At 60.5% G+C, this 17,882-nt stretch carries 12 protein-coding genes; 9 read left to right on the forward strand and 3 right to left on the reverse strand.

Annotated elements, in window-relative coordinates; genetic code table 11:
* Positions 1 to 128 precede the first annotated feature (128 nt).
* From PSN43_RS05205 to ettA, 9 genes are all read left to right on the forward strand, one after another.
* A complete protein-coding gene (locus PSN43_RS05205) occupies positions 129 to 1,052 on the forward strand; it encodes a branched-chain amino acid transaminase (RefSeq protein ID WP_272699668.1) in 924 nt (307 codons plus the stop codon).
* Between the two features lie 130 nt (positions 1,053 to 1,182).
* Positions 1,183 to 3,039, forward strand: a complete 1,857-nt coding sequence (dnaX, locus tag PSN43_RS05210; protein WP_272699669.1) for a DNA polymerase III subunit gamma/tau — start codon at positions 1,183 to 1,185, stop codon at positions 3,037 to 3,039.
* 22 nt (positions 3,040 to 3,061) lie between these two features.
* The gene (locus PSN43_RS05215) at positions 3,062 to 3,373 is read left to right on the forward strand and encodes a YbaB/EbfC family nucleoid-associated protein (protein WP_272699670.1); all 312 of its coding nucleotides are present in this window, start codon (positions 3,062 to 3,064) and stop codon (positions 3,371 to 3,373) included.
* A 96-nt stretch (positions 3,374 to 3,469) separates the two neighbouring features.
* On the forward strand, positions 3,470 to 4,075 hold the full coding sequence (gene recR / locus PSN43_RS05220; RefSeq protein ID WP_272699671.1) for a recombination mediator RecR: 606 nt from the start codon (positions 3,470 to 3,472) through the stop codon (positions 4,073 to 4,075).
* 12 nt (positions 4,076 to 4,087) lie between these two features.
* Positions 4,088 to 6,298: an SF1B family DNA helicase RecD2 gene (gene recD2, locus PSN43_RS05225; protein WP_272699672.1), complete on the forward strand. Its 2,211-nt coding sequence runs from the start codon at positions 4,088 to 4,090 to the stop codon at positions 6,296 to 6,298.
* A gap of 160 nt (positions 6,299 to 6,458) precedes the next feature.
* Positions 6,459 to 6,965: a ferritin gene (locus PSN43_RS05230; RefSeq protein WP_272699673.1), complete on the forward strand. Its 507-nt coding sequence runs from the start codon at positions 6,459 to 6,461 to the stop codon at positions 6,963 to 6,965.
* 72 nt (positions 6,966 to 7,037) lie between these two features.
* A complete protein-coding gene (locus tag PSN43_RS05235; RefSeq protein ID WP_272699674.1) occupies positions 7,038 to 8,723 on the forward strand; it encodes a 2-oxoacid:acceptor oxidoreductase subunit alpha in 1,686 nt (561 codons plus the stop codon).
* Between the two features lie 17 nt (positions 8,724 to 8,740).
* The gene (locus PSN43_RS05240; protein WP_272699675.1) at positions 8,741 to 9,571 is read left to right on the forward strand and encodes a 2-oxoacid:ferredoxin oxidoreductase subunit beta; all 831 of its coding nucleotides are present in this window, start codon (positions 8,741 to 8,743) and stop codon (positions 9,569 to 9,571) included.
* Positions 9,572 to 9,609: 38 nt separating this feature from the next.
* Positions 9,610 to 11,292, forward strand: coding sequence for an energy-dependent translational throttle protein EttA (ettA, locus tag PSN43_RS05245; protein ID WP_272699676.1), 1,683 nt, complete (start codon positions 9,610 to 9,612; stop codon positions 11,290 to 11,292).
* A gap of 278 nt (positions 11,293 to 11,570) precedes the next feature.
* Here the strand turns inward: ettA and PSN43_RS05250 are convergent, their stop codons facing one another.
* The 3 genes from PSN43_RS05250 to PSN43_RS05260 form a co-directional block, all read right to left on the reverse strand.
* The gene (locus tag PSN43_RS05250; protein ID WP_272699677.1) at positions 11,571 to 13,754 is read right to left on the reverse strand and encodes a GGDEF domain-containing protein; all 2,184 of its coding nucleotides are present in this window, start codon (positions 13,752 to 13,754) and stop codon (positions 11,571 to 11,573) included.
* Positions 13,755 to 14,032: 278 nt separating this feature from the next.
* On the reverse strand, positions 14,033 to 16,279 hold the full coding sequence (locus PSN43_RS05255) for a carboxyl transferase domain-containing protein (protein WP_272699678.1): 2,247 nt from the start codon (positions 16,277 to 16,279) through the stop codon (positions 14,033 to 14,035).
* 2 nt (positions 16,280 to 16,281) lie between these two features.
* Complete coding sequence (locus tag PSN43_RS05260; protein WP_272699679.1) at positions 16,282 to 17,700, reverse strand: biotin carboxylase N-terminal domain-containing protein; 1,419 nt, start codon at positions 17,698 to 17,700, stop codon at positions 16,282 to 16,284.
* Positions 17,701 to 17,882: the final 182 nt, after the last annotated feature.

Genomic DNA, 17,882 nt, shown 5'->3' on the forward strand with positions numbered 1-17,882 from the left:
TCTCCCCGGCAAGGCCCCGGAATCAAGGATTTGGCGGTTGCGTCTTGACCTTGGAGGCAGTTTTTTTTAGCGTCCATTTTCCAATCAAGAGATGTACGGCTACGCCGAAATTCATAAGGAGACATTTCATGGTTCAGAAATCCGAAACCATTTGGTTCGACGGCAAACAGGTTCCCTGGGATGAGGCCAACGTTCACGTCCTGACCCACGCCCTGCATTACGGCACCGCCGTGTTCGAGGGCATCCGCGCATACGAGTGCGCCGACGGCTCTTCCGAGGTGTTCCGTTTGCAGGAGCATATGGTCCGCCTGGTCAATTCCGCAAAGATTCTCGGCCTGAAGATGCCGTATACCGCGGACGAGCTGACCGAAGCCACCATTGAGACCCTCAAGCGCAACAAGCTGGCGGGAGCCTATGTCCGGCCCCTGGTCTTCGTCGGCGAAGGCGCCATGGGCGTCAACCCCGGCGACAATCCTGTCCAGACCATTATCGCGGCCTGGCCGTGGGGCGCGTACCTCGGCGAGGACGCCCTGGAAAAAGGCATCAAGGTCAAGGTCAGCTCCTTCAGCCGCCATCATGTCAATGTCATGATGACCAAGGCCAAGTCCGCCGGCAACTACGTCAACTCCGTGCTGGCCAAGACCGAGGCCCTGGCCGACGGCTATGACGAGGCGATCATGCTCGACACCACCGGCCACGTCTCCGAAGGTTCCGGAGAAAACATCTTCATGGTTCTCAACGACATCATCTACACCCCGCACACCGACGGCGTGCTGGGCGGCCTGACCCGCGACTCCCTCATCGCCCTGGCCGGCGACCTGGGGTACGAAGTTCGCGAAGAGCCCATTACCCGCGACATGCTTTATACCGCCGACGAGGTCTTCTTCTCCGGCACCGCCGCCGAGCTGACTCCGATCAGCTCCGTGGACCGCCGCCAGATCGGCACCGGCCATGCCGGTCCTGTCGCCAAGCTGCTCCAGACCGAGTTCTTCAATATCGTCAAGGGCGAAAACCCGGACTACGAGCACTGGCTCTACCGCTACCAGGTTTAATAGAAAGTCTAGAAAACCGGGCCATCATCTGGTAAGTAGGGGGAAATCCGGCGCGGAATGTCGGATTTCCCCTTTTCCGTCAATCTTTCCCGGCAAATGCCGTCTCCGCGCCACAGCCCCGAGCATACCCATGAGCACAGCGAATCTCACGGCCAAGTATCGTCCCCAGACCTTTGAGGAAGTTGCCGGACAACAGGCGGTCAAATCCATTCTTTCCAGGGCGGCCGCCCAGGACAGGATCGCGCCCGCTTACCTTTTTTCCGGCACGCGGGGCGTGGGCAAGACCACCATCGCCCGCATCTTCGCCAAGGCGCTCAACTGCGTGAACGCGCCCACGGGCGAGCCGTGCAACGAATGCGACCATTGCAGGCAGATCACTGCGGGCGTGGCTCCGGACGTTATCGAGATCGACGGCGCGTCCAACCGGGGCATCGACGACGCCCGCCGCCTCAAGGAGGACATCGGGTACGCGCCCATCGAATGCCGCTACAAGGTGTTCATCATCGATGAGGCCCACATGCTCACCAAGGAGGCGTTCAACGCTCTCCTGAAGACCTTGGAGGAGCCGCCGCCGCGCGCCACCTTCATCATGGCCACTACCGAGCACCACAAGTTTCCGGCCACGATCATCAGCCGATGCCAGCACTACACGTTCAAGATGCTGCCTCAGGCCGAACTGACGGCGCATCTGGAAAAGATCATGAATCTCGAAGGACTCAAGTACGAGCCCGGCGCGCTTTCCATCATCGCCAAACGCGGTGCGGGCAGCGTGCGCGATTCCATGTCGCTGCTCGGCCAGGCTTTGGCAATGGACGAGGACGTGCTCCGCGAAGCGGATGTGCGCGGTTTCCTCGGACTGGCCGGCCAGGATGTCTTCTTCGGGCTTATGGAGTCCATGCACAACCGCGATCTGGTGGCCGTAGGCCATGTCCTGCGGCAGGTCTTGGACCAGGGGCTCGACCTCGGGTTCTTCCTGCGCGAGCTGACCAGTTGCTGGCGGAACATGTTTCTGCTCCGGCAGGCCGGGGAGGCGGCGCTGCCTCTGCTCGGCATGTCCGGGGAGGAGGCGGCCGGTTGGCTGAATTGGGCCAACAAATTCGAACCCGCCCATATCCATGCCTGTTGGCAGATGACTCTGGACGGCCAGCGCAAGGTCATGACCAGCCTGGAACCGGCTTTGGCTCTTGAGCTGCTTTTGCTCAACCTGACCAGTCTGCCCGACCTCATCAATCTGGAGACCATGGGCCCCCGTTCCGGCGGCGTGTCCAGGCCTCCCGCTTCCGGAGGCGGGCAGGGCGGCTCGGCGCAGGGCGGGCCCGGCGGTTTCATGCCGGGCGGCCGGGGCGACGCGCCCCAGGGCGGACGGCAGTTCGCTCCGCCGCAGCCTGTCCAGCAGCCTCCCCGGCGGCAATCGGTCCCGCCGCAGCCTGTTCAGCCCTCCGCCGCGCCCCCGAGCCGGGCGCCTCGGCCGACGCACGACGCGCGGGAACCGCACGGTTCCGGACCGGTTCCGCCCAAGAGCGCTCCGTCGGCTCGGCCCGACCCGGAGCCCGAGCCCGTTGGCCCATCGGATGCGACGCCCCTGTCCGAAACCGTGACGCAGCGCGTAACGCCCGCGTCCATCCCCGGTCCGCGCGACTGGGAAGGGTTTCTCAAATTCGTGGAGGCGCGCAACGGAGAGGCGGGAGTCCGGGTTTCCATGCTCCATCTGACCTCGGGCGAACGGGAAAGGAATGCGTTGAAGATCGTCTGCAAGAGCAGAACGATGTGTGCGCAACTCAAGGAAAAATCCACCCTGGCCGCCCTCGACGGTCTGACCAGGGAATATTTCGGTCCAACGGTTGAGGTTCGTGTGGAAACAGGCGATATTGCCGAGCCGAAATCGGACAAGCAACTTATGGAAGAGGCGGAAAATCATCCAGGCGTAATCAGGGTCATGGAGGCCTTCAACGCCCAGATGCTTTCTGTAAGTCATAGAAAACACTAAGATACGACTTGAGGAGAATATAATGAAAGGCATGAACGAGATGCTCCGTCAGGCCCAGATCATGCAGCGCAAGATGACCGAGGCCCAGGATGCCCTCAAGACCCGCGAGGTCGAGGCCACCAGCGGCGGCGGCATGGTCACCGTCAAGGTGACCGGCGCTCAGGAAGTCACCGAGGTGCGCATCGAGCCTTCCGTCGTGGAGGCGGGCGACGTTGAGATGTTGCAGGATCTGGTCATGACCGCGGCCAACGAAGCGCTCAAGAAATCCAAGGAGATGATGGAGGAGGCCATGAAGGGCGTCACCGGCGGCATCTCCATCCCCGGCATGTTCTAGCTCCGGCCGGTCGAAGGCGTGCGGAAGCGGCCCGGCGAAAGGTCCGGCCGTCCCATTCGCACGCCTTCGGGCGTCGGTTTTCCCCAAGGAGTCGAATTGCAGAATCTTCCCGGACCGCTCAAGGAAGTGGTCGACCAGTTGTCGAGCCTGCCCGGCATCGGCCCAAAATCCGCCCTGCGCATTGCCCTGACCCTGCTCAAGATGCCCCGCGAACGGGCGGCCGGAGTGGGGCAGTCCATCATCGAGCTGCGCGAGCGGCTTTGTCTTTGCGAGGACTGCGCCTGTCTGGCCGAGTCCAGCCCGTGCGCCATCTGCGCCGATCCCTCCCGCGATACCGGGCAACTCTGTCTGGTGCCTGAGTGGGACGCGCTCCTGGCCATGGAGGAGATGGGCATTTATCGCGGCAAATACCTCGTTCTTGGCGGGCTGCTGTCTCCTCTGGACGGCGTTGACCCCGGGCAGCTTGAAATCGACCGGCTGCGGCGCAGGCTCTCCACCGGCGACTTCACCGAATTGATTCTCGCCCTTGGGGCCACCCTCGACGCCGAGGCGACCGCCTCCTACGTCAAGAACTTGGTGGAGTCCGAATTTCCGGGCGTTTCGGCAACCCGGCTCGCCCAGGGCATTCCCATCGGGGGCGAGGTCAAGTTCATGGACAAGGAGACCCTCAAGCAGTCCCTCGTCCATCGGCAGAAGGTTTAACGGGCTCTTCGCATGAGCGACGAACAACTCATTTCCCTGCCTGACGTCGAGGTTGTCGGCGTCGTGTATCACAACAAGGAAAACGGCTACGCCATCGCCCGGGTTCGGACCAAAAACGAGCCTGGACAGATCACCATCGTCGGGACCTTGGGCGAACTGGCCGGGGGCGCGACGCTGAACCTTCAGGGCAGATGGACGGTGCATCCCAAGTTCGGCCGCCAGTTCGAGGTGGTCACTTTCGATCAGGCAAGGCCCGCCACCGAGAACGGCGTCATTCGCTTTTTGCAGTCGTCCATCAAGGGCGTGGGCGAGAAGACCGCCACCCTCATTGTCGAGGAATTCGGCGTGGAGGTCCTGGACCTGCTCGACGACGATCCTGAGCAGCTCCTGAAGATCAAGGGCATCTCCAAACGGAAGCTTGAGGACATCATCGAGTCGTGGAGCCGCCAGCGGGAGATCAAGAACCTGCTGGTGTTTCTTCAGTCCCATAATGTCCCGACCACTTTCGCGGGAAAGATATTTCATCTCTACGGGGCGCAGGCCGAGGCCAAGCTGCGGGAGAATCCTTACGACCTTGCCTACGAGATTCGGGGTGTGGGGTTCAAGACCGCCGACCACATGGCCATGAAGCTCGGTTTCCCTCCGGATTGCTCGCAACGCCTGGAAGCGGCCATCGCCTACACCATGCTGACTTCCTGCGAGCGCAACGGCCACCTGTTCATTCCCAAGCCTAAGCTGCTTGAGGACGTGGCCCGGATGCTCGACACCACGGATTACGACAAGCTGGAGCTTGCTCTCTACGGGCTTGAGGAGAAGAAGCGCATCCGTATCGAGGATTTGTCCGCGCAGGGCATATCCGAGGCGGTCTACCTCATGTATTTTTTTCATTATGAGAACGAGACCACCCAGCGCCTCTATCAGTTGGTCAGCCACCCCACGCCTATTTCCCGCAAGAAGATCGACAAGACGTTGCCCAAGGTGGAGGACAAGCTCGGCTTTACCCTGTCCGAGGAGCAGCGGGAGGCCGTTTTCGAGGCGTGTTCCAACAAGGTTTTCATTATCACCGGCGGACCCGGTACCGGAAAGACGACCATCACCAAGGCGATTCTCCTGACCCTCAAGGAGCTCGGCCTCAAGGTCATGCAGGCCGCTCCCACGGGCCGTGCGGCGAAGCGCATGGCCGAGGCCACCGGTCATTCCGCCAAAACCGTGCATCGTATGCTGCAATTCCAGCCCGACGGCGGATTTCACTACTGCGAGGACCAGAAGCTCAAGGCTGATGTCCTTGTGGTGGATGAGGCCTCCATGGTTGACGCCCAGCTTTTCGTTTCCATTCTGCGGGCATTGCCGCATACATGCCGCCTTATTCTCGTGGGCGACGTGAACCAGTTGCCCAGCGTGGGGCCGGGCAATGTCCTGGGCGATCTTATCGATTCCGGCCGCGTGCCGTGTTCCGTGCTGACCCACATCTTCCGCCAGGCGCAGGAGAGCTTCATCGTGGTCAACGCCCACCGCATCAATGAGGGCAAATTCCCGCGTCAGCACCCGAGCCCGCCGCCCGAGGCCGATTTCTATTGGGTTCCCCAGGAGGACCCGGTCAAGGTCCAGAGGCTGATTCTCGATTCGGTTTGCGAGCGTATTCCGGAGCGGTACGGGCTGGACCCCATGCGCGATATCCAGGTGCTCACCCCCATGCACAAGGGGGATGTGGGTACCCAGGCCCTGAACGGGGCCCTTCAGGAGCGGCTCAACCCCTCCAGGCCGGGCGTGCGCGAGCTTAAGCGCAAGTTCGCCATCTTTCGCGAGGGCGATCGGGTCATCCAGCTCAAGAACAACTACGATAAGGAAGTGTTCAACGGCGACCTCGGCTGGATTATGGAAGTGAACAAGGAAGATCAGGAGCTTATGGTCGAGTTCGACGGGAACTACGTCCACTTCGAGTCTTCGGATCTGGACGAGATCGGCCTCGCCTACGCGGTCAGCGTGCACAAGTCGCAGGGAAGCGAGTATCCGGCCGTGGTTATGCCCATCGTCACCCAGCACTTCCTGCTGTTGCAGCGGAACCTGCTCTACACCGGACTTACCCGCGCCCGCCAGCTTGCGGTGCTCATCGGCTCGGAACGCGCCTTCAAGATCGGCCTGAACAATGCCACCTCGGGCAATCGCCACACGCATCTGGCCTATCGTCTGCGGGATATTTTCGATCAGAACCGTCTCTACTAGCCCCCGCGCCCTAGCTCGCGGACGGTTGCAAAACAGTACAAAAAATGGTCTGGAATGGGCTGGTCATTCCGTTTGTGATGATTATTATTTCCCATTGGAAGGGGGCGTGGTCCGTACGCCCCGCGTATGAGAGAACAATAAAGTCAAGGAGACGTCAGTCATGCTCAGCGAGAAACTCGAAAATGCGCTCAACGCGCAGATGAACTGGGAAATCTATTCCGCACATATCTACCTTTCCATGGCCTCCCATTTCGCCAACGAGGGGCTGTCCGGCTTCTCCGCCTGGATGTATGCGCAGTATCAGGAAGAAATGTTCCACGCCATGCGGTTCTTCAATTACATCAATGAGGCCGGCGGACATGCCAAGCTCGGCACCATCGATGCTCCGCAGCATAGCTGGGAGACGCCGCTGGTAGCTTTCGAGGAAGCCCTCGAACATGAGAAGGGCGTTACCGCGCGCATCAACAAGATCGCCGATCTGGCCGTGGAGGAGCGCAACCACGCCGTGGGCATCTTCCTGCAGTGGTTCATCTCCGAGCAGGTCGAGGAAGAGGATTCCGTGAGCGATGCCGTCGGCAAGCTCAAGCTCGTGGGCGACGGCGGCGGACTGTTCATGCTCGACCGCGATCTCGGCACCAGGGTCTTCACCCCGCCGACCAACGCGTAGCCGACAGAATTTGTCGGCCGGGAGGAACGTATGTTCCTCCCGGCTTTTTTTTAACGATAAGCAGGGGAAGGCATGTCGGGTAAAAGCATCAATGTCGTCATAGGCGGCGCGGCGGGCCAGGGATTGGTCACCATCGGTCAGTTGCTTTCCAAGGCCGTGGTAAGGGCGGGGCATCATCTTTTGGTGACGCAACGGTACATGTCCCGGGTGCGCGGCGGACTCAACACATATGCCATCCGCATGGGCGGGGAGGACTTGTCCGGCGGAACCGAATCCATCGACATTCTGGCCGCTCTCAACGCCGAGGCTTTTTCCCGGCACGTCGGCGATGTCGTTGACGGGGGGCTGGTTGTGGCCGGAACCGATTTTGAAACCGGGGAGCGTGAAGCCCTCCGCATTCCCTTCGAGGAACTTGCTCCCAAACCGCTTTTTCACAACACCGTCATGCTCGGCGTGCTCGGCCGGACCATAGGTCTTGAACGCGGCATCCTTGAAGACCTGCTCAGGCAGACCTTCGGCAGGAAGGGCGAGGAGGTGATCGGGGCCAACCTGGAAGTCCTGCGCAACGCCTATGCCTGGGCTTCGGATCGGGATTACGGGTTTTCCCGTCGCGTCGGGCCGGGAAGCGGCCCGGGCAGGATGATGCTGAACGGCAACGAGGCCATCGCCCTGGGCGCGCTGGCCGCCGGCTGCAATTTTGTTTCCTACTATCCCATGACGCCGTCTTCCTCCGTGGCCATGACGCTCATCGCCAAAGGCGCGCCGCTCGGGCTGCAATACGAGCAGGCCGAGGACGAGCTGGCGGCCATGAACATGGCCATGGGCGCATCCTACGCCGGAGCCAGGACCTTGGTGACGACCTCCGGCGGCGGCTTCGCTCTCATGGGAGAAGCCGTCAGTCTGGCGGGCGTGTCGGAAACCCCTGTAGTTTGCATCGTGGTCCAGCGGCCCGGTCCGGCCACGGGGATGGCCACCCGGACCGAGCAGGCGGATCTCGATCTGGTGCTTCACGCCGGACACGGTGAGTTCCCCAGGGCCGTCTTCGCGCCCGCCACGCCCGAAGAATGCTTCTATTTGACGCATCGCGCCTTTGATCTGGCCGAGACCTATCAGACTCCGGTCTTCGTCCTCTCCGAGCAATATCTGGCGGATTCCTACCGGGATGTGGAGCCTTTTGACCTGGACGGCCTTCCCGAGGTTGCCCGGCCGCTTCTGGAATGGAACGGCGGCGAATACAAGCGCTACGCCGAGACGGAAGACGGCGTTTCTCCGCGATTGGTTCCCGGATTTTCCGAGGCCCTGGTTCGGGCCGATTCGCATGAGCATGACGAAAGCTCGCGGGTCACCGAGGACAAGGCCGTTCGCGTAAACCAGAATTCCAAGCGGTTGCGCAAGGAGTCCGGTTTGTTCGAAGAGGTCATCGGCCCGGATTATTACGGCGGGGAGAACGCCGATGTGCTGCTGGTTTGCTGGGGGCCCACATTGGGAGCCTGCCTGGAGGCTGTGGACCGCTACGAGGGCGACAAATCCCTGGCCGTACTGCATTTCAAGCAGGTCTACCCGTTGCGCGAGGAGCAGTTCATGGACTTCCTGGAAAGCGCGGGCAGGGTTGTCGCCGTCGAGGGCAACGCCACGGCCCAGTTCGCCCGGGTCATCGCGGGCGAAACCGGCTTCGTGATTCCCGACCGCGTCCTGCGGTTCGATGGCCGCGCCATGACCTGGGAATACGTCCTCAAGGGCCTTACCGACATCCTCTAGAACTGGAGCGGCAACTTATGGTTTCTATAGAAGAATACGGCGATTTTGATACTTCCTGGTGTCCCGGTTGCGGCAATTTCCTCATCCTCAAGAGCCTTAAGCAGGCGCTTGCCGTGCAGGGGATCGCGCCCCGCGACGTCATCATCTCGTCCGGGATAGGCCAGGCGGCCAAACTGCCGCACTATCTGCGTTGCAACATGTTCAACGGGCTTCACGGCCGGGCGCTGCCCGTGGCCCAGGGCATCAAGATGGCCAACCCGGAAGCGGCCGTGCTTTGCGTTTCCGGCGACGGCTGCACCTATGGCGAAGGGGGCAACCACTTTCTCGCCGCCATCCGACGCAACATCGATCTGACCTTGCTTGTCCACGACAACCAGATTTATGGCCTGACAAAGGGCCAGGCCAGTCCTACTTCGGCGCGTGGCCATGTAACCAAGGCCCAGCCTGAGGGCAACCGATCCGACGCCTTCAACCCGGTCAGCGTCGCCGTGGCCATGAAGGCTGGCTTTGTCGCCCGCGCCTTTTCCGGGGAACCGGAGCATCTGTCCGAGGTCATCAGGGAGGCCATGGCCTACAAGGGATTTTCTTTGGTGGACATTCTCCAGCCTTGTGTCTCCTTCAACAAGGTAAATACCTACGGCTGGTACAGCCAGAGAGTCTATTTCCCCCAGAACCACGACCCGTCGGACTGGGGCGCGGCCATGGTCCTGAGCGAGGAATTCGGCGACCGGATTCCGTTGGGGATCATCTATCGGGCCGAAAAGCCTGTGTTTGGTCTTGGCGCAAGGCTGGCCGAACATGAATACGATAAAAACGACTTGAAAGCGGTGTTGCAGTCGTATACTTAGCTCGGTTGCTGCGTGAAATCACTTTTAACGAGGTTATAATGAGCAACGAAGCGGAAAAGATCATCTATTCCATGTACAAGGTGACCAAGCGTCACGGGCAGAAGGAAGTTCTCAAGAACGTCTCCCTGTCCTATTTCTATGGCGCCAAGATCGGCGTGCTCGGCCTGAACGGTTCGGGCAAATCGTCGCTCCTGAAGATCCTGGCCGGAGTGGACGATCGGTTCGAGGGCGACATCCAAGTCAAGGACGGATACTCCATCGGCTATCTCGAACAGGAGCCTCTGGTTGACGAGACGCGCACCGTGCGTGAGGTCGTCGAGGAAGGCGTGGGCGAGATCATGAGCATCGTTCGTGAATACAACGCCATCAACGAGAAGTTCGCCGAGCCCATGGAACCCGAGGAGATGGACGCCCTTATCGAGCGTCAGGGCCAGGTGCAGGAACTCATGGACGCCAAGGGAGCCTGGGACATCGATTCCAAGCTCGAAATGGCCATGGATTCCCTTCGCTGCCCCCCCGGCGATACTTCGGTTTCCGTCATTTCCGGTGGTGAACGCCGCCGCGTCGCCCTGTGCCGCCTTTTGCTCCAGGCCCCGGACATCCTGCTTCTCGACGAGCCGACCAACCATCTGGACGCGGACTCCGTGGGCTGGCTGGAACGGTATCTTTCGTCCTTCCCCGGCACCGTTATCGCCGTTACCCATGACCGTTACTTCCTGGATAACGTGGCGGGTTGGATTCTTGAACTCGACCGCGGCCGCGGTATTCCCTGGAAGGGCAACTATTCCTCCTGGCTTGAGCAGAAGCAGAACCGTCTCGCCCAGGAAGGCAAGCAGGAGGCCGACCGCCAGAAGACGCTGGAGCGCGAACTGGAATGGATCCGCATGTCGCCCAAGGGCCGCCGCGCCAAGTCCAAGGCGCGCATCAATGCCTACGAGTCCATGCTTTCCCACGAGGCCGAGCGTTTGGCGGACGATCTGCAAATCTACATTCCGCCGGGACCCCATCTCGGCAAGCAGGTCATCGTGGCTGAAAACGTGACCAAGTCCAAGGGTGACAAGCTGCTCATGGAGAATGTCAGCTTCATTCTGCCGCCTAACGCCATCGTCGGCATTATCGGTCCGAACGGCGCGGGTAAATCCACCCTGTGCAAGATGATCGTGGGCGAGGAACAGCCCGACTCCGGAACTCTGACCCTTGGCGCCACGGTCAAGCTCGCCTACGCCGACCAGAACCGCGATTCCCTCATTCCCGGCAAGACCGTGTATGAGATCATCAGCGGTGGGGCCGAGTTCATCAAACTCGGCGACCGCGAGGTCAACGCCCGGGCTTATTGTTCCCGTTTCAATTTTGCGGGACAGGATCAGCAGAAGAAGGTCGACGTCCTTTCCGGCGGCGAGCGCAACCGCGTGCATATGGCCCAGATGCTCAAATCCGGGGCCAACGTGCTGCTTCTCGACGAACCGACCAATGATCTGGACGTCAACACCATGCGCGCCCTGGAGGACGGCCTGGAGAATTTCGCGGGCTGTGTTCTGGTCATCAGCCACGACCGCTGGTTCCTCGACCGTATCGCCACTCACATCATCGCCTTCGAGGGCGATGCGCAGGTGGTTATGTTGGAAGGCAACTACAGCGACTACGACGCCGACCGCAAAAAACGCCTGGGCGCTGATGCGGATCATCCGCATCGGTTGAAATTCAGGAAGCTGACGCGATAAGCGAACATACAAAAGGCCGGGTGACCGGCCTTTTTTTTTGATCCATATATAACTCACCGCTTTCGTTACAGAACACTGCGGAGCGAAAAAAATCCGCGCCAAGGGCGCTTACAAGGGATGCAAGGGGCGAACCCTTGCCCGCCGGAGGCGAAATCACCTGACTATTGCCGCGAAGCGGCTTGCAACGCCTGATTTTTTTCTTCAAGGCGTTAAAATGGAAGTTCCCTTCATCTTTGTTGTGCGGCAATCGGCGAGGCGCGCCTTCAAGCCCGGCGGAACTATCCCCGGCAGGTTGCCGATTCACTCTTGCCGATGGCGGGGCGGCGGTCGATGGCCACGGAATTGCCGGGAATGGACTTGGCGTATTTCTTGATGTGAGCGGCGCGCTCCCCGATTTCCATGAGGGAGCAGGGACCGTCGATTTCAATGACTCCGAGGGAGATCGTCACCAGGGGATACCTTCGTTCCTTGTCGTCGCGCCCTCTGGCTCGAATCCATCCGCGTTCCTTGTCTTCCATGCAGTAGCAGCTTTTGACCAGGCGGCCGAAACAGCGGGTGATCGATTGGCATAGCTTGTGGACGGAATCGGGCGGGGTGATGAGCACGAAGTCGTCGCCGCCGATATGGCAGAGGCGGGCGTCGTGGGGCGCATGTTTGCGCGTGGCCCACGACATGATGTCGGCGGCCAGCTTGATTATCCGGTCGCCGCTTTTGAAGCCGTAGGTGTCGTTGTAGACCTTGAAGTGGTCCAGATCGCCGTAGATGATGCTGAACTGCCGTTTCTGCTTGATGCGGGTTTCCACTTCCTGCTCGATGGCCACGTTGCCGGGCAGGCCGGTCAGGGGGTTGGTTCCCTTGGCCATCTCCACCTGAATTTTGGCCAGGACGTTGAGCAGGTCCTGGACCGTGACCACGTCGTAGAGCAGCCCTTTCTTGGTCACGATGATATCGTCGTAGGTCTTGATGTGCTCCCGCTTCATGGCCGTGCGCGCGGCCTGTTCCACCGGCATGTCCGCGTCCACGATGAGCGGGCTCTTGTCCATGATCGTGTCGATGCTCCGCTTGTGGTACAGGGCTATGCCGAACTGGGAGGAAAGCTGGCGGTTGAGGTGGTATTCCATGACCAGCCCCTTGGGCACGTTGTCCCGGACGACAACGATGTTCGTGAACGTATCGTTTTTACGGAAGAAATCGTGGGCAGAGGCTACCAGGCAGGACATCTCCATGGCGTGAGGGGCTTTGGCCAGATCGCCCACGGGCGGGGAACAGATAATATTGTTGGAGATGTCGCCGACGGTTTTGAGATGGCGGCATTCCTCGTTTACATCCGGCTTGGGGGCGGCCGGCCGGGCAAGAAAATACCCCTGGCCGCAGTGAACCCCGATGTTCTTGAGGCAAATGGCCTGTTCCCTGGTCTCGATGCCTTCACCTATGATCCGGGAACCGATTTTGTCCGCGAATGTGGCCGTGGTCTCCACCAGAGCGCGTTTGACCGGGTCTTTGTGGATGTCGTCGATGAGCGATTTGTCGAGCTTGATGTAGTCGGGCTGAAGTTCGGCTATGAGGGTCAGCCCGGAATAGCCCGCGCCAGCGTCGTCCACCGCGATTTGGAATCCCTGGCTGCGGTAGTGCGCCAGGGCGCGGTAGAACAGGTCGAAATCCTGGACGCTGTGCTGCTCGGTGATCTCAAAGACCACGTTGTCCGGGGTCAAACCGTACTTGTCCATGAGGTCCAGGGTCTGGCCCGGGGAAAACGACGGGTCGGCCATGGTCTTAGGATGGATGTTCAGAAAGAGCTTTTGGCCGTCCTTGAGTTCGCCCACGTTGCGAATGGCCGCTTCGCGGCAGAGCTTTTCGAGGGCGAAGAGGCGGCCCAGCTCCTCGGCGGTCTGGAACAGCATGACCGGGGAGCGGAATGCGGACCCCTCGGGTCCGCGCGCAAGGGCCTCCCATCCGAGAATGGTGTCCGTTCGGAAGTCCAGAATGGGTTGATAATGGGCCGAGACCCACCCTTGGACGAGGATGGTGTTGAAGCGGCTGGTGATGGACAGCTCGTTCATGTTCAGGGGACGGCTTTCCATGCGCAGGGCCGTGTTGAGCGCCTTGTTCAGGGCCGCGCCCCACTGGTCGTTGTCGGGCGCTATGGGAATCGGCGCGAAGCCCATGCCGAGGTCGATGCCAAGTCCCGTGTGGCGGAGCATCGTCGGCTCCAAGTCTTTCTGGGCCTGGGTTTTGTATTCGTAGGCGATGTCGGCGGGATTGTTGTCTTGGGGGACAAGGAAGGCCGCTTTGCCTGCTGCCGGTCTGATGACGCGCATGTTGCGGGCTTTGTTGGCGGCCGCCGTGGAAGCCAGGGATTCCCCCAGTTCCTTTTCGAGGAGATCGACGAAGCTTTGTCCGTACATCTCCTTGAGCTTTACATAATCTTTGATGGTAATGAGGATGAGGGTCCTGGTCAGCATGGGCCCGGTAGGGAGTTCCCTGAGAATGTCCGCTGATAGTTCCGTATGCATCGTCGTTCCCCCGTAACTGGAAAGGCGGATCGAGTATGTGTTTGGGCTGCATGGCCATGCCGCCTCGTGACGTCGAGTTGTCACCGCCATGCGACTCGCGCACCCGTTCTCTTACATGGGAGGCGCGATCGGTTGTTACTTCCCGGTGACGGGTCTTTGAAATTTTTGTTTCAGCAATAAAAAAGGCAGCCTGAGGCTGCCTTTTTTGATTAAGCGAAGCTGCGCGGTTAGCGGTAGTAGAGGTTTCGGCCGCCGATGGTCAGGAAGGCCTGATGCAGGTTCTTGCGGATGTCCTTGCGGCTCCACACGCCCTGAATGTGGCCCCTGGAAAGCGCCTTGTAGCAGTTGTGGTAGTTGGGCGGAATTTCCAGACCGGTGGTCTCCTTGATGACGCCGGGACCGGCAAAGCCTATGCGCGAAGAACGCACCGCATACTGGTAGGGCGAGCAGCCCAGGAAAGAGGCCACCGGACCGGCATAGGAGTTGGTGTCGTAAAGGACTATATACAGTCCGCCTTCCTCAATGTAGCGGCGAACGGCCATGGTGACTCGGGGCATCTGGATGAGGCCGTTGACGCCTTCCTGGATGCGGATGCCGGCCGTGCCGTGAATGTAGGCCAGGAACGGCTGGTGCTTGGTCCGGGCCAGTTCCAGGGCGCGGATGAACTTTTCGCCTTCGGCCGCTCCCACGGAGCCGCCCCTGAATTTCGCCACCAGGGTGGCACAGGTGACGCGCAACCCTTCGAGGCTGGCGTTGAAGGTCAGGCAGCTCGATTGCAGACCGGTCTTCTTTTTTGCGGCCTCGATTCTTCCCGAGAAGTTGGGGAAGTCGGTGGGATTGCCGGAAGCGATGTCCCGGTTGAATTCCCGCACGGAACCGCGGTCGAAGACGTTATGGAGATACCACTGGTATTCCATGGGGAAGTTGTAGCCGCAGTTGGGGCAGACGCCCGCATAGTCGGTGAACAGGTCGCGCGCCCAGATATCCAGGCAGCCGCGTTTGCGGGAGTGCGGACAAGTGACTTCGCGGTCCTCAAGGGCCTGGGGGCTGACATAGTCGCTGTCGTTGACCAGGGCGGGCGCTTCCGGCTCGGTCTGGGACAGTCCCGTCAGCTCCATTTCCTTCTGTTTGTCCATGGTGGAGGTGATGCCGATTTTTTTCAGCATACCGCGCAGCACGGCGTCGATTTTGGCCGTGATGACATGCGCCTCGTCCGAGACCTCTTCGACGATCCGCTCCACGCGGTGCTTGAAGGGCTTGATAAGCCCGTACAGGATCAGGCTGGCCGAGTTGGAGACAATGCCCGAACTGGTGGCGCTGAGCTTCTCCAGCAGGGAACGGTTGTCCTGGTAGGCGCTCTGGGCCATGCGGCGGTACTTGCGAAACCGCTTGGCGACCAGGCGTTCGCGGGCCTTCTCGTTGAGAGACCAGCGCACGATGACGTCGGTGTTCTTTTTGAAGTGGCGCAGGGCGACGGCTCGGAACAGCCGCACGCCGCGAACGCTCAACGCCACCTCGTCCGTGGCGCGGACGACCTGCTCACGGACTTGCTTGAAGAAGTCGAAATGATCGGCCCGAGCGCCCAGAGGCGGCTCCTGGATGATTTCGTCGATGTAGCCGTTGGCGAGGTTGTCCTGGGCCGTGATGCGTTGCGCCAAGGCGCAGGACTCGATGAGTTCCGCCGGGGCGCGCTCGGAGCCGCGAATGTGCCCCTCAATGGCGGCCGCACCCTCCGGGGAAATGACGGAGTAGTAGCCGTGGGAGAGCATCAGGCGCTTGTCGGCCATGCCGATGGCCTCGGCGCCGCCGGAACCGCCTTCGGAGAAGATCGCCACGATGGGCACGTCCAGTCCGGCCATTTCATAAATGTTCTCGGCTATCTGCTGCGCCGCGCCGGGGAAGTCCTCGATGGGGTAGGAACCGGGCGTGTTCACGTAGGCGTGGATGGGAATCTGTTCCCGGGCCGCGACCTTCATGTACTTGAGCGCTTTGGAGTTGCCCCAAGGCTTGATGGAGCCGCCATTGCGGAATTCCTCGCCGTGTCCCTTCTCCTGGCCCACGACCATGACCGGCTGGTTTATGATCTTCTTGCCGCGGCGGCGGGTGATGTAGGCGCGGGCGATGAGCATACCGGGATCGATGGAGTGTTCGTCCTGGCCGCCCATTTCAGTATAATTGTCGTAAACGTTCTCCAGGATGTCCTTGAGACTGGCCCGCTGGGGGTGGCGCACGATGCGCACCTTGTCCATGGCGGTCAGTTGGGCGTCGATGGCGGTTTCCATGGTGGACAGCCGCTTGTCCAGGGATTCCACGGCCCGGATGGCCTGCTCCTCGGAGAGATCGGCGTTCTTCTCCTGGAATCGGGAGATTTCCGTGGCGAAGGCGTCCAGCTCGGGGCGGGATTTGTTGCCTAGGATGTCGCGGGCGTAGTTTACCCGGCCCAGGAGGGATTGCAGAGTCTTTTCTATGTTCATAGTTAGAATACGAGGAGGTTTGCGGTTTTTTCAACGAGGAAGGGGATGTTCGATTTCATCGTTCCTCCGGCGGAATCGGAGCCGTTGAGTTGCAGGTCCCGCAGGAATTCCAGCCCGCGGGATTTGGCTTCTTCGAGGTCCTTGCCCCAGATGATGGCCAGAGCCAGGTTGGGGTCGTACTCCGTGGGAATCTGGTAGGCGCGGTCCGTGGGGACGTGGGTGTGCACGGTCAGCCAGTCGCGCTTCTGCCACTTGAGTTCCTCGATCCGGCCTACCCAGGGGGTGAACCCGTTCTCGGTGTCCTCGGCGATGAGGCGGTATTCAATGCCCACCCCGTTGAAGGAGACGTCGTCCTGGGTGTAGCCAAGCGGCTCGCCCAGGCCGATGCGGATCTGCTCGCGGATCAGGTTCACGTCGGGATTGCCGTTGACCGAGCCGATGCAGGCCGAGACGCCGTTTTCCACCTGGATGCGGGTGTTCACTTCCATAAGGAAGGGGTCCCCGTTCGGGGTGACGATCCACTCCCAGGTGCCCACGTTGTCGTATTTGATTTCCTTGGCAATGGACAGGGAGTAGCGGGTGATGTCGTCGAGGAGTTTCCGGGCGTCGAAGCTGTAGGTCAAGCCTTGGGGCCAGAAGCCGGGGGCCACCTCGATGCGTTTTTGCAGTCCGGGAGACTGCACCGAGCAGTTGCGGGTGCCGAAATGAACCGGATTGGTGCCGGACCTGTCGGAGACGATCTGCACTTCAAGGTGGTTGAAGTTGAACACGCGCTGTTCGATGAGCACGCCCTCGTCGTTGAAGGTGCGCAGGGAATAGTTGCGGATACGGCGGTAGGTCTGGCGGAAACGGGCCATGTCCTCGCATTCGTCGATGCCCATTCCGCCGCCGCCGGCCGACGCCTTGACCAGGACCACCGGGCGGCTGATGCCCATTTTGGCCTGGAATTCGAACAGGCTTTCGGCGATGGCCTCGGCCTCAAGCTCGTCATATATTGCCCGGTCGGAGCCGGGCACAGTGGGCACGCCCAGGGCGCGGGCAATGCGCTTGGTGTTGATCTTGTCGCCCAGGTCCCGGATGACTTCCCAGGAGGGACCGATGAAGGTCATGGGGCGGTCGCGCTGGACCACGCGGCGGGCAAAGCGGTAGTTCTCCGAGAAAAAGCCGTATCCGGGATGGATGGCAGTGGCCCCGGACTCGTCCGCCACGGACAGAATGTCCCCGGCGTCGAGATAATTATGGATTCGGTACAGGGATTTTTCCCCGCCCAGCCTGCGGGCCACGTCCAGGTGCCCGGACCGGGAGTCCTCTTTGGTGTACAGGGCAACAAAGGGCAGGCCGAGGTCGGAACACGCCTCCATGATCCGCACGGCGATCTCGCCCCTGTTGGCGATGAGTATCTTTTGTCCGTCTAAGCTCACGTCGAATATCTCTTTCGGGTATGGTTTTTTGCGGAGCACTAAATAGCCTTTCTTCGGCTATCTTGCAAATCTTTTGAAATGGTGTTTGTTCTTTAAAACTAATGTGTTATCTTGAAACACCCGTTTGAATTAATAATTATGGATTTTTAACTAAAATATGTGTAGAAAATCGGTCCGGCAAG

It is taken from the genome of Desulfovibrio sp. Fe33 (genome assembly GCF_028532725.1).
In the GTDB taxonomy this organism is placed as follows: Bacteria; Desulfobacterota; Desulfovibrionia; order Desulfovibrionales; family Desulfovibrionaceae; genus Pseudodesulfovibrio.